Source organism: Pacificibacter sp., from assembly GCF_039769035.1.
In the GTDB taxonomy this organism is placed as follows: Bacteria; Pseudomonadota; Alphaproteobacteria; order Rhodobacterales; family Rhodobacteraceae; genus Celeribacter.
Genome location: NZ_JBDMZG010000011.1, coordinates 1 through 13188 on the forward strand (window position 1 = coordinate 1; position 13188 = coordinate 13188).

At 54.9% G+C, this 13188-nt stretch carries 13 protein-coding genes; 10 read left to right on the forward strand and 3 right to left on the reverse strand.

The annotated features are described in order from the left end of the window. Window positions 1-2: 2 nt before the first annotated feature. From ABF287_RS00725 to ABF287_RS00740, 4 genes are all read left to right on the forward strand, one after another. Window positions 3-791 carry a uracil-DNA glycosylase gene (locus ABF287_RS00725; protein ID WP_347183108.1) on the forward strand — a complete coding sequence of 263 codons (789 nt, stop codon included), beginning with the start codon at window positions 3-5 and terminating at the stop codon, window positions 789-791. A gap of 12 nt (window positions 792-803) precedes the next feature. Continuing rightward, the gene (moaB, locus tag ABF287_RS00730) at window positions 804-1346 is read left to right on the forward strand and encodes a molybdenum cofactor biosynthesis protein B (RefSeq protein WP_347183109.1); all 543 of its coding nucleotides are present in this window, start codon (window positions 804-806) and stop codon (window positions 1344-1346) included. Window positions 1347-1478: 132 nt separating this feature from the next. Further along, a complete protein-coding gene (locus ABF287_RS00735) occupies window positions 1479-2972 on the forward strand; it encodes an efflux transporter periplasmic adaptor subunit (protein ID WP_347183110.1) in 1494 nt (497 codons plus the stop codon). A 2-nt stretch (window positions 2973-2974) separates the two neighbouring features. Further along, the gene (locus tag ABF287_RS00740) at window positions 2975-6364 is read left to right on the forward strand and encodes an efflux RND transporter permease subunit (RefSeq protein ID WP_347183111.1); all 3390 of its coding nucleotides are present in this window, start codon (window positions 2975-2977) and stop codon (window positions 6362-6364) included. Between the two features lies 1 nt (window position 6365). Here ABF287_RS00740 and ABF287_RS00745 read toward each other — a convergent pair whose 3' ends face one another. Further along, window positions 6366-7130 (reverse strand): protein-disulfide reductase DsbD domain-containing protein, encoded by a 765-nt coding sequence (locus ABF287_RS00745; RefSeq protein WP_347183112.1) that lies wholly within the window; start codon window positions 7128-7130, stop codon window positions 6366-6368. Between the two features lie 176 nt (window positions 7131-7306). Between ABF287_RS00745 and ABF287_RS00750 the strand changes: the two genes are divergently transcribed. From ABF287_RS00750 to ABF287_RS00775, 6 genes are all read left to right on the forward strand, one after another. Next, window positions 7307-7879 carry a YqgE/AlgH family protein gene (locus ABF287_RS00750; RefSeq protein ID WP_347183113.1) on the forward strand — a complete coding sequence of 191 codons (573 nt, stop codon included), beginning with the start codon at window positions 7307-7309 and terminating at the stop codon, window positions 7877-7879. Between the two features lie 117 nt (window positions 7880-7996). Beyond that, window positions 7997-9709 carry an acyl-CoA dehydrogenase gene (locus tag ABF287_RS00755; protein ID WP_347183114.1) on the forward strand — a complete coding sequence of 571 codons (1713 nt, stop codon included), beginning with the start codon at window positions 7997-7999 and terminating at the stop codon, window positions 9707-9709. Beyond that, entirely contained in the window at window positions 9709-10740 is a 1032-nt protein-coding gene (locus ABF287_RS00760) for an MBL fold metallo-hydrolase (RefSeq protein WP_347183115.1), read from the forward strand. Before ABF287_RS00755 ends, ABF287_RS00760 begins: the two co-directional genes overlap by 1 nt. Continuing rightward, window positions 10740-11216, forward strand: a complete 477-nt coding sequence (locus ABF287_RS00765; RefSeq protein WP_347183135.1) for a DUF6173 family protein — start codon at window positions 10740-10742, stop codon at window positions 11214-11216. Before ABF287_RS00760 ends, ABF287_RS00765 begins: the two co-directional genes overlap by 1 nt. An 84-nt stretch (window positions 11217-11300) precedes the next feature. Beyond that, window positions 11301-11435: an aa3-type cytochrome c oxidase subunit IV gene (locus ABF287_RS00770; protein ID WP_347183116.1), complete on the forward strand. Its 135-nt coding sequence runs from the start codon at window positions 11301-11303 to the stop codon at window positions 11433-11435. Window positions 11436-11449: 14 nt separating this feature from the next. Next, complete coding sequence (locus ABF287_RS00775; RefSeq protein WP_347183117.1) at window positions 11450-12088, forward strand: hypothetical protein; 639 nt, start codon at window positions 11450-11452, stop codon at window positions 12086-12088. Here ABF287_RS00775 and ABF287_RS00780 read toward each other — a convergent pair whose 3' ends face one another. Next, window positions 12089-12415 carry an AzlD domain-containing protein gene (locus ABF287_RS00780; RefSeq protein WP_347183118.1) on the reverse strand — a complete coding sequence of 109 codons (327 nt, stop codon included), beginning with the start codon at window positions 12413-12415 and terminating at the stop codon, window positions 12089-12091. It abuts the gene before it with no gap. Then, window positions 12412-13125, reverse strand: coding sequence for an AzlC family ABC transporter permease (locus ABF287_RS00785; protein WP_347183119.1), 714 nt, complete (start codon window positions 13123-13125; stop codon window positions 12412-12414). Before ABF287_RS00785 ends, ABF287_RS00780 begins: the two co-directional genes overlap by 4 nt. Window positions 13126-13188 lie beyond the last annotated feature (63 nt).

Genomic DNA, 13188 nt, shown 5'->3' on the forward strand with positions numbered 1-13188 from the left:
AGATCGATTATTGGGATGCGCATGCTCTGTTGGAGTGGCAAGTCGAGCTTGGCGTAAGCGAAGCCATCGGCGAAACACCTGTGAATCGCTACGAAGCACCGCAAGTCATGCCGAAGCCTGCCGAGAAAACGGCGCAACAGGCTGATAGCAAAACGCCGCCGGCCCCCGTCAAAGCTCCTAAAACCGATTCTGTCGATGAGGCGCAAAAAGCTGTCTCTGCGGTCACATCTGTGTCTGAGCTACACACGGCTCTGCAGGCGTTTGAGCAGTGCGATTTGCGCCGTGGCGCGCGCAATCTTGTGTTCCAAGATGGTCTGTTCGGCGCACGCGTGATGGTGGTGGGCGATTTCCCAAGTCGCGAGGATGATCTCGAAGGCAAACCGTTCACTGGCCCTGCGGGAACCTTGCTGGACAAGATGTTCGACGCGATTGATTTAAGCCGCTCCGCGCAGAATGCTGAACAAGGCATATATTTGACGACCGCGCTGCCATGGCGGCCGCCTGCAAACAGTGATCCAAGTGCCGATGACATCGCCATGCTCAAGCCCTTCTTGCTGAAACATATCGAACTGGCTGACCCTGATGTGATCGTCTTGATGGGCAATTCTGCATGTATGATGGCCTTGGGGCGCGCGGGTATCACGCGCTTGCGTGGGCAATGGCAGACGGTGCTTGGCAAACCGACATTACCAATGGTGACGCCGCGCGATCTTTTGCGCACGCCACTTGCCAAACGCGAAGCTTGGGCGGATCTGTTGGATCTGCGCGCCCGTCTGAAACCATCTGATTAAAACGAGGCCTTTATGTCCACGCTCGATATGTCTTTGGAATTTATCCCTGTGCGCATTGCTGTTTTGACTGTTTCAGACACACGCACGCTCAGCGACGATAAATCAGGCGACACGCTTGTTCGCATGATCGAAGATGCTGGGCATGCGATCGCGGATCGCGCCATTGTCACCGATGACCGCGCGTCAATATCCGATCATTTGACGGCTTGGATCGGACGCGATGATGTCGATGTTGTTATTTCCACAGGCGGCACCGGTTTGACGGGGCGCGATGTCACGGTGGAGGCGCACCGCGACGTCTATGAAAAAGAAATTGACGCCTTCGGGACCGTGTTCACCATTGTGTCCATGCAAAAAATTGGCACATCGGCGGTCCAAAGCCGTGCGACGGGCGGGGTGGCCAATGGCACCTATTTGTTTGCCTTGCCCGGCTCGACGGGAGCGTGCAAAGATGCGTGGAATGAGATTTTAAAATTCCAACTCGATTATCGCCACAAGCCCTGCAATTTCGTCCAAATCTTGCCACGTCTCGACGAACATAAGCGTCGAAAGTAGCGTCCGCGCCACCATTTTCACTTTTGTTGAAATCCCGCGACGGAAAAATTTGCGCGGTGCGTAACATGTCAATCATGGACGAATTCTCTATGCGTGCTAGCTTTAAAGCGTGAAATACAAAAGGCTCCCTCGATGAAATTCCTACGACGTTCCCTCTTTGGCCTATTTCTTGTCAGTGTCTGCGCCGCACTCATCTTTGGGGCGGGCTCTAAAATGGTATCGTCCTTCAAAGAAAAATCTGCCCAAGAGGGCTTTCGCCCGCCCGCGCGTGAACGCCAGTTTGCCGTAAACGTTGTCACAGTCGAGGCGGCGAAAATCGCCCCCGTTTTGTCAACGTTCGGCGAAGTGCGCGCGCGCAGAACCTTGGAGCTTCGTGCGCCACAAGGTGGCGAAGTTGTTGAATTATCATCGACGTTCCAAGAGGGTGGATCGGTTAAGGCCGGAGACGTTTTGTTGCGCGTTGATCCCACGGATGCGGAATCCAATCTGCGGGTCGCGCAGGCAGATTTGCAGGAGGCCGAAGCCGAACTGAGCGACGCAGAGCGCGGCTTGAAAATTGCTGAAGATGACTTGGAGGCCGCGCGTGGCCAATTGGATCTGAGAGTTGCGGCCCTCACACGGCAACGCAACTTGGCGGATCGCGGCGTCGGAACGCAGTCTGCCACTGAAACGGCAGCGCTGTCAGAAGCATCCGCCCGCCAGTCTGTCTTGTCCAAGCGACAGTCTCTGGCCAGCGCTGCCGCGCGCGTCGATCAAAGCAAAAACGGCGTTTTGCGCGCTGAAATCAATGTGTCAGAGGCGCAGCGTGCGTTGCAAAACACGCAAGTTGTTGCCGCTTTCGATGGAACCTTGTCTGGGGTGAGCACGGCGCTGGGCGCGATTTTGAACGCGAATGAACAAATCGGGTCACTTGTTGATCCAAGCGATCTGGAGATCTCATTTCGGGTTTCAACACAGCAATACGCCAATTTGACCAGTGCCAGTGGCTCCTTGCCCGATTTGCCAGTCGTTGCATATCTAAGCATGGCGGATCTGGATTTGACGGCCAATGGGCGCATCACGCGTGAAAGTGCCGTTGTTGGAACAGGTCAGTCGGGGCGACAATTGTTTGCGCAGCTTGGAACATCACTTGGATTGCGTCCGGGTGATTTCGTGACTGTGCGCATTCAAGAACCTGAGATTTCTGGCGCGGCGATGATCCCGTCTGCCGCCGTCGATGCAAGCAATACCGTTTTGGCGCTCACGGATGAAAGCCGCTTGGAAGTGCTGCCCGCAGCAATTTTGCGCCGTCAGGGTGATGACGTTTTGGTGGATGCCTCCGCTATTTCTGGGCGTCAAATTGTGTCAGAGCGTTCTCCGTTGTTGGGGGCTGGTATTCGCGTCAAGGTTATTGGCGCCGATGCGCAAGGCGCGGGCGGTGCTACTGGTGGCCAGCCTGCGGGCGCGCAAGGCGGACAGGCCGCGACGATCGCGTTGACGGATGAACGCCGCGAAATTCTTTTGGCGTTTGTTGCCAGCAATACCCGCATGCCCGATGAGGTGCGCGCGCGATTGACCGAACAGCTTAAGGCCAAAGAGGTACCCGTTTCACTTGTCGAGCGGCTTGAAGGCCGGATGGGGGGCTGATCGTGACCACGCAGCCCAACACACCCGCAAGCGCGCAAGCCGCAGGGATACTGTCGTATTTCACCCGCCACCGCACCATCGCAAATTTGCTCTTGGTGTTGATGCTCGGGGCAGGGCTTGCAGCGCTGCCAAACATGCGCGCGCAGTTCTTTCCCGATGTTGTTGTGGACGCCGTGACCGTATCGGTCAGCTGGTCTGGCGCGGGGGCGGATGATGTCGATGCCGCCGTGGTGCAGGTGTTGGAGCCGACGTTGCTTGCAGTCGAAGGCGTAATGGAAAGCTCCGCGACCTCGACCGAGGGGCGCGGATCCATTCGGCTTGAGTTTGAACCAGGTTGGGACATTCAGCGCGGTGCGGATGATATCAAAGCGGCGCTTGATACGGTCTCGAACCTGCCTGAGGGGGCGGATGATCCCAATGTGCGTTGGGGCGGATGGTCTGATACTGTGACCGAAGTGGTGATCACAGGTCCTGTTGGCATTGATCAATTGGCGCGCTTTGCAGACGAATTGGTGGTTCGTCTATTTTCTGAGGGCGTGACACGCACCTCGATTTCGGGTGTTGCCGCGCCAGAAACGGTTGTCGAAGTGTCGACGCTCAATCTCATTCAATACGATGTGTCCATGTCTGATATTGCGTCGGCAATCGGTGCCGAAACGGATGCGAACCCAGCTGGTGATGTTGGCGGTGGTGCGACGCGTGTGCGCGCCGGTGTTGCAAAACGGTCGGCGGCTCAGATCGCTGGAATCGTGTTGCGAACAGAAGATGACGGCTCCAAGCTGACGATTGGCGATATCGCCGATATTCGCGTGGAAGCTGTCGACAGGGATCGGGCCTTTTATGTTGGTGATAACGCGGCCGTGTCGGTCGTGGTCAATCGCAGCGACCTTGGGGATGCCATCGAAATTCAGGGCATCGTTCAAGATGTGTCGGACGAGATGGAATTGACGCTGCCGCAAGGTGTGACGCTGAACTTATTTCGCACTCGTGCCGAAGCGATCAAAGCACGCCTTGATCTGTTGACCACCAACGGGTTGATGGGCCTTGCGCTGGTCGGGTTGCTGCTGTTTTTGTTCTTGAATGCGCGTACGGCTTTGATGGTTGCTGCGGGCATTCCTGTGGCGATGCTGTCGGCGATTGCTTTGATGTATGTCGCTGGATTGACGTTCAATATGATTTCGCTTTTTGCGTTGATTATCACCTTGGGCATTGTGGTGGACGACGCCATTGTGGTGGGGGAGCACGCGGATTTTCGTGTGCGTAAGCTGGGTGAGGGGCCGGTGGAAGCCGCCGAAAACGCCGCGCGGCGAATGTTCGCGCCGGTGTTCTCATCTACCGTCACGACAATCATCGCGTTCTTTGGTCTTATGGCTATTTCCGGACGCTTTGGTGATTTGATCGCTGACATTCCGTTTACGGTGATTGTGGTTTTGATCGCGTCCTTGGTCGAATGCTTTTTGATTTTGCCAAATCACTTGAGCCATTCCATCGCCTCCACCGCAAAAGAGCGCTGGTACGATTGGCCGTCACGCCAAGTGAATAAGGGCTTTCGGTGGGTCCGCGATACGCTGTTCCGTCCGTTTATGGTGGGCGTGATCACGATGCGGTACGCAGTGCTGGCGCTGGGCTTGTTTTTGTTGTCATGGCAGGTGTCCTCATTGGTGACGGGCGATGTGCCGTGGCGCTTTTTCAATTCACCAGAGCGCACGACCGTGTCTGGCAACTTTGCCATGGCACCAGGGGCCAAACGTGAAGATTCTCTTGCGATGATGAAGGAATTGCAGCGCGCAACAGAGCAAACTGGCAAAGACTTTGAAGAAGAATACGGCACCAATCCAATCGCCTATGTTGTGGCGCAAATTGGTGCTGGTGCTGGGCGCGGCTTGTCGGGGGCGGATACCAAGGAAAGCTATCAGCTTGGCGGGATTTCGATTGAATTGATTGATGCAGACCTGCGCCCTTATTCGTCGCTTGCATTTGTCACGGAGTTGCAAAGTGCCGTGGTCAACCACCCGCTTGCGGAAACAGTGTCGTTTCGCGGGGGGCGCTTTGGTCCAGGAGGCGATGCGATTGATGTGCAGCTTTTCGGCGCGGATTCGGTCACATTGAAATCGGCGGCAGAGGCGCTCAAAACGAAGTTGTCTCAGTATTCCGAAGTCTCTGCGCTTGAGGATACGCTGTCCTATGACAAAGAAGAATTGATCTTGGAGCTTACCGCACAAGGTGAGGCGCTTGGGTTTACCATTGAGCCACTTGGACGCGTGCTGTCCAATCGTCTTGGCGGGATCGAAGCCGCTACCTATCCAGACGGTGCGCGCACCGCCAAGGTGACGGTGCAGCTGCCAGATTCTGAATTGCGTTCGGACTTTTTGGACCAAACGCAAATGCGCACGGGTTCTGGCCAGTATGTGCCGCTTTCTGATATTGTTTCGGTCACGCGCCAATCGGGATTTTCCACGGTGCGACGTGAAAATGGCCTGCGGTTGGTCTCTGTGACAGGGGACTTGAACGAAGATGACCCAGCGCGTGCGGTCGAGATTCAAACCGCGTTGAGCGCTGAGATTTTGCCCGAAATTTCCGAAGACTTTGGTGTGACGTTCCGCGCAGCGGGTTTGGCAGAGCAAGAGAACAGGTTTTTGTCAGATGCGCTCTTTGGCCTGTCGGCGGCGCTTTTGGGGATTTATCTGACATTGGCTTGGATCTTTTCCAGTTGGACGCGACCCATTGTTGTGATGGCTGTGATTCCGTTTGGTCTGATTGGTGCGATTTATGGCCATGCCTATTGGGATGTGCCGCTGTCGATGTTCTCGGTTGTGGGGCTGATCGGTATGACGGGTATCATCATCAATGATTCCATCGTTTTGGTGACCACGATTGATGAATATGCAGAAGACCGTGGAATTTTTCCTGCCATTGTTGAAGCCACGACCGACCGCCTGCGTCCTGTCATGTTGACCACCGCGACAACGGTTTTGGGGCTTGCGCCTTTGTTGTTTGAGCGCTCCGCCGATGCACAGTTTTTGAAACCCACAGTGATCACCTTGGTCTACGGGCTTGGGTTCGGGATGTTTATCGTCTTGCTGTTGGTTCCATCGATCTTGTCCATGCAGGTCGATGTTGGGCGGTACATGGCAACCTTGCGGCGTGCAATCCACAAGCCCAAACGCTTTGGGTCTGCGTCCGTCGCTGTCGGTTTGGCGATTGTAAGCACTGTTGCGTGGTTCGTATTCACGCTTGGTCAGGTCGCGACGATTGGGGCCTTGCCCGCGATTTTGGGTGGCGGCACGGGTATGATGCTTGCCATTGGCGTCTTTCTAGGTGGTTTGGGGATTGGACTGATTGCGATCTACATCGTCGCCGCGACCCTAATGGCAGTGCGGCGACGTGCGTAATCTATGATCCCGTGCAGCCTTGCGCTTCAACGGCTTGACCAGAGCTTCCGATCAAGGTGATGCGCAGTTGCGAGCGGTCGACAAAAAAGGGCGTTGCCTGTGCGGGCACCATTTCGCTCTCGATGGTCACGTCGCGGCCGTCGCGGCGTGTCATCGCCTCAGAGACCCAGACGTATGGGTCGGGGTGTTCCAAAACGGCCATTTCCAATGGGCCCAATTGGGGCGACGACATTTCAGCGGTGACCTTCATGCCATCAGCAATGGGGAGTGCAGCGCAGCGCACGCCTGAAACTTGTTTGGGTTGTTGCTTGAGCGCTGCAGAAATTTTGGACTTCACGGCGGGCGTGGCAGGCACTTCGAATGTGCTCTCGAACGCGGCAGTGTAGGGTATACAGACATCAAGGCAGATACCCATGGTGACTTCGCCTTGCACGGTGATCGCGCCAGACGAGGTTGGCGTAAACTCGATCGGCAAGATCAATTCGTCTTCATAGCCCAAAAACCGCATGCCGTTTTGTTCGAAAATACCAGGTGTCGGCCAGTGAAAGTCAGCTTGCGCGACGTTACTGGAGCCTGACCAGTCAAACTGCGGTGGGATGCCCGCAGCACCAGGTGCGCGCCAATAGGTGTGCCATCCGGGCGCAAGTTTTACCTGCAAGGCGGCCATATAATTGCCGTTCGGCATAAGCCAGCCTGATTGCAAGGTCACATCAGCCGTAATGCCGGTTGGATCCATAGCATACGCAGGCAGCGTACCTGTAGTCACACTGGCACTTAGACATAAAGACGACAACAAAAGTGAAAAATTTGATTTCATAGGTTTGATATAGCGATGCGGGTGCAAACGGGGAACTCACTTTTGAGAGAGAAATCTGTGTATGAAAATGAAAGCACTTGATGCAAGCCTCTTGAACCTTTGGCGCGGATAGGGTGAGTTTAGATATGGAACATGAAACACCGCACGATTTGGCTGGCAAACTTTTGATTGCAATGCCCGGATTGGGAGACGACCGCTTTGAGGGCGGTGTCATTTATTTGTGTGCACATTCTGATGAGGGCTCAATGGGGCTGATCATCAACAAAGTGTCAGCGCGCATTTCTGCTACGGATGTTTTTGAGCAACTCGACATTGAAGCGGACGCGGCCATGCCGAACCTAGACGTTTGCTATGGTGGGCCTGTTGAAATGGCGCGGGGGTTTGTTTTGCACAGTGCGGATTACGTCGATGGTGATGCGTCATTGCCCGTGAATGAAGGCTTTACCATGACGGCCTCAAAAGACATTTTGCGCGATATTGCCGCCGGACGTGGTCCATCTCAGAGGCTTTTGTGTCTTGGGTATGCGGGTTGGTCCCCTGGCCAGCTCGATTCGGAAATTGCGCAAAACGCTTGGTTGACCTGTGATGCTGACCAGCAAATCGTTTTTGACCTTGCAGGCGATCAAAAATGGGCCGCCGCATTGGAGACCTTGGGTGTCAGCGCAGCCCTGTTATCTGCAACAGCTGGGCATGCTTAGCACTTTTGACGCAGCGTTCAGATTGGTGCAGGGCAATGTGTTGTCTACACCTAGTGAGACGCTGAGCAATTGCCATCATAAATGGCGATGCTTGGCGGCCCAAAAAGAGAGATAGCTATGCCATATCGTGCCCCAGCCAATGACATTGAATTTATATTAAATGAAATCGTAGACTTCGACCGCGTGCGACAGATGCCTCGGTTCTCTGAGGTGGACGCGGATACTGTCTCGGCCATTTTGGAAGAAGCTGCGAAGCTCGCCAGCGATGTCATGGCCCCTCTCAATCATGGTTCGGATCAATGCGGCGCGGTTCTAAAAGACGGTCACGTGATATGTTCCCCTGGGTTTGGCGATGCATACAAGGAAATCGCCCAAGGCGGTTGGGTTGGGATGCTGGCAAACGCAGAGTTCGGCGGCATGGGCCTGCCTTTGGCATTGGGGACGGCAGTGAACGACATGATGGCGGGGGGCTGCCTGTCTTTGTCCCTCAACCCATTGATGACCCAAGGCCAGATCGAGGCGCTCGAACATCATGCCTCCGACCAGATCAAAGCCCTTTATTTGCCCAAGCTGATTTCGGGTGCGTGGTGCGGCACGATGAATCTTACGGAATCGGGCGCGGGCTCTGATGTGGGCGCATTGCGCACCAAAGCAACGCGCAATTCGGATGGTAGCTACAGCATCACCGGCCAAAAGATTTTCATCTCTTGGGGAGATCATGATCTGGCTGAAAACATCTGCCACTTGGTGCTCGCGCGTTTGCCGGACGGCGTAGAAGGCACCAAAGGGATTTCGCTGTTTATGGTGCCAAAATACATTCCAAATGCAGATGGCAGCCTTGGTGCTGAAAATGCGCTGAAGGCGGTCAGCTTGGAACACAAAATGGGCATCCACGGATCGCCCACCTGTGTGATGGAATATGAAGGCGCTCAAGGCTGGCTGGTGGGCAATGAACACCAAGGTATGAAGTGCATGTTCACAATGATGAACAATGCGCGATTGGGTGTCGGAGTTCAGGGTGCTGGCGTTGCAGAAGCAGCAACGCAAAAGGCTACCGACTATGCCTTAGATCGCGTGCAAGGGCGCAGCATGATTGAGAACGGCACTGGCACGATCTCGGACCATGCAAGCGTGCGTAGACTGTTGATGACAATGCGCTCTGATACGTTTGCAGCGCGATCCATTGCTTTGGCCTGTGGCACTGCACTTGACCTTGGACACGACGATGCAGATCAACAAGCACTCGGTGCATTCTTGATCCCCATCGCGAAAGCCTTTGCGACTGACGCGGGCCACGAGGTTGCGCAAGCTGGGATTCAGGTCCATGGCGGTATGGGCTACATCGAAGAAACTGGCGCTGCACAATTCGCGCGTGATGCCCGTATTACGTCCATTTATGAGGGGACCAATGAAATCCAAGCGATCGATCTCGTGTCACGTAAACTTAGTGACAATGGCGACGCTGCTTTCGCACTTTTGGATGAAATCGAAACCTTTGCAGAGGCCGCGCGGGCGCAAAGACCGGTCTTGGCCAAAGCTGTCTGGAGCGCGGCTGAAACCTTGCGCGAAGGCACTGAGGCAATGTTGTCGTTACCTTTGAATGATCGGCTTGCTGGTGCGACGCCATTTTTGTTTGCGTTTGCGCGGGTTCTTGGGGCGCATTACCACTTGAAGGCAGCGATTGCAGCGGGCAAAGATAGCACGCGTGGAAAACTCGCAGCCTTCTACATCTATCAGATGCTGCCCGAGTACGGACCACTTTTGGATCAATCACGGCGTGGTGCCGACGACCTTTATGCCTTGTCGGCAGAGGAACTTAGGATTTCATAATGAATGCGATGCAATGGCCTGTTGAAGCACCCGAATCCGGTGCTCTTATTGGCATTGCCGAAGGTGTGTTTTGGGCGCGCCTGCCTTTGCCAATCGCATTGAACCATGTGAATGCCTATATCTTGGATGATGGCGATGGTTGGACCGTGGTGGATACCGGCGTCGACACCAAGAAATCGCGCCGCATTTGGGCAGATCTTTTGCAAGGGCCGCTGAAAGCAAAGCCAGTGACCCGTGTGATTGTCACACATCACCATCTGGATCACGTTGGGTTGGCTGGATGGTTTGCGACCGAGCACGGCGCAGAACTGGTGATGACGCGCACGGCCTATTTGATGGCGCGGATGTTGCAGCTCGACGTGCAAGACGCGCCAACGCCTGAGATGATCGCATTTTGGCGCAGCTGCGGCATGGCACCGGACATTCTGGCGACACGCCAAGCCGAACGCCCGTTCAATACCGCCGATGCCGTTGGCCCAATTCCGTTAGGGTATACGCGGATCCAAGAGGGTGATGAGATCACAATTGGCGGGCGATTGTGGGATGTGCGATGCGGTGACGGGCATGCGCCGGAACACGCGACGTTCTGGTCACGCGATGACGCTCTTGTTCTGGGCGGAGATCAGCTTTTGGGGTCGATTTCGCCCAATCTCGGCGTGTCCGCGACAGAACCTTTCGCCGATCCTGTGGGTGACTGGATGAGCTCATGCACAAAGTTTCAGAAATACGCAACGGACGGTCAGCTTGTGCTTACGGGGCATAAGTTACCCTACACAGGCCTGCCGGCACGGTTGCGAAGTTTGATCGACAACCATCACGCGGCGCTGGATCGATTGCTTGCGTTTTTGTCTGAGCCACGCGCAGCCTGTGAGTGTTTTGTGCCCCTGTTCAAACGTGAGGTTAAGGGGGGCGAATACGGCCTTGCGATGGTGGAAGCTATGGCGCATTGCGTACACTTGTTTCACAATGGGCTTGTCACGCGTGCTTTGCGCGACGATGGTGCATATGTATGGCAACGCAAGGATTTATGATGGACGAGATTGATCAAATACAAACTTCAGCTGAAGCCGCAGAAGCCGCCGCTATGCCGCATGCCCGTGTCGTCCATTCAGATCCAGATGCGCCCCGATCACCCGAACAACAGCCGCTTCCAGCTGCTTTGGCGCGCAAGCCTGTTGATCAAAAAAGCCCCGCTGAATGGGCTTATGAACGGTTGATTTTGTACATCAAAAACTTCGAAGAACAGCTCGATAGCGAACATGAGATCGCCATGGGTTTTACAGGGTCCAGCACAGGCGCTTTGCGCATTGAAGGCATGGGCTTTTTTGATCCGGACATCGTGACGTTCTATGGTTCAGATGATAGCGGCACCAAGACGCAGCTTGTGCAACACGTGAGCCAATTGAATGTCATGCTGCGCGCGCTGCCAAAACAAGTGCCCGAACGCGAACCAACACGCATCGGCTTTCGACTTGTCGACGATTTGGAAAGCAACGGCGACACTTAAACTGGCCCTGCGGCACGAAGAGCAGGTGACAGACCGGCTCAAATCCTTTAATTCAGGGCAAAATTACAGATAAGGAACACACACATGTCCGAACATAAACACGGCGAAATGGATATTTCTGTTCAAGAACAGTCATTTGAAGGTTTCATCAAATGGTCGACACGCGTCGCCGTCTTTTCGATTCTTGTCGCGGTTTTTCTCGCGATTTTCAGAACATAAGAGAAAGCGGTCGCATGGGCGTTGGTATTGCGCGGGGTATGCGCCTTGGTTTGGTGTTGCTGGTTTCAGCAGTTTTAACTGCCTGTGGGCCAGCCGAACCCTTGTGGGCTCCCGACGCCGAGGTCGCAAGATCCGTATACCGCGATGATGGCCCAGCTTCGCTGACGCTTTATACTGTTGTTGGCAAAAAATCTCGATCGGGTGTGCACTCTGGTTTGCTGGTGAACGCGCCATCGCAACGTGCCATTTTTGACCCTGCTGGTACATTTTTTCACCCGCATTTGCCTGAACGCAACGATGTGGTGTTCGGAATGTCAGATGCAGCGGTGGATTTTTACATCGATTACCACGCACGTGTCACCTTTGACGTGATCGAGCAAACGGTGCTGGTCAGCCCCGAAGTTGCAGAACTGGCACTGGCAAAAGTTCAGGCTTACGGCGCTGTGCGAAAGGCGCATTGTGCCGATAGCGTGACCGATATTTTGGCGGGTCTTCCTGGTTTTGAAGCCGCGCCGCAGACCATGTTCCCGAACAAGTTAAAGGCGTGGTTCGGCACTTTGCCAGACGCCACGTATCAAAGCTATTCGGACGATTCCCCTGACGAAAGAGGCGTCGCCATGGCGAATGTCCCTCATTTGCTTTTGAGCAACTGATCAGCCGATCAGCGCACCAAGTCCAAAAAACAGACCTAGCCCCGCAATGATCGCGTAAAGCACGTTGCGGGTTATGAGACCGACGACCAGAGTGGCCAATGCGGCGGCCAACCTGAGCGGATCCATGTTTTCCGCGCCTGATCCGATTAACATCGGTGCCACCACACCGGGCAGAACTGCGACAGGTGTGAAGCGCAGCAGTTTCAATAGCCACTCGGGCAACTCACGGCTGCCGATCAATCCCAAAAACGAAAACCGAATCAAATAGGTCCCAAGCCCCATCGCAATGATGATGATCCAGACTTGTGAAGCGCTCGCAGTAATCATTGTGCGGCCTTTCGTTTTTCAACCCAAGTTTCAACAGTTGCCCCGACGATCAGCGCGACGACGGCTGCCACCAAAAGGCCCGTGCCATAGGGCATAAAGCTTAGCACCAAGACCAGCACGACGGAGGTCGCGGCCGCAGCCACGTGAGCCAAGGATTTCAGCATTGGCGCTACGACCGCGAGGAATGTGATCGGAATCGCAAAGTCGATTCCAAGGTCTGAGGGCATGCTTTCGCCCAAAACCGCACCTGCGAAGGTTGCAATGTACCAAGACACCCCGAGCGGTATGCCCGTGCCAAGAAAATACGACACTTTGTCTGCCGTGCTGCGTTCAGGGCGTTTTTCGAATTCCATTGTCGACAAGGCAAAGGGTTGATCGAACAGAAAATACGCCGCAAAGGCGCGTTTCCACAAAGGTGCTCGACCAAGATGCGGGGCAAGTGAGGCTGAATACATCGCCATCCGCAAGTTGACCGCGAGGGCAGTGACGATGACCACCACTGTTGGCGCTTGTTCTGTCAAAAGCTGCAATGCGGTCAGTTGCGATGCGCCTGCGATCACCAAAAAGGTAAATCCCATGACCTGCGCAAGATCCATGCCTGCTTCCGTCGCAATAACGCCAAAAAGGGCGCCAAACGGAACGATAACAATAAAGAATGGCAGGCTGTCTAACGTGCCTTGGATAAATGGGCGACGAGGGGTCTGCGTCATGTCGATGCTTTCTTGAAGGTGCCCGTGGACGGTATTGGTTCGCGCCAGCTAGGGCAAAGCCGA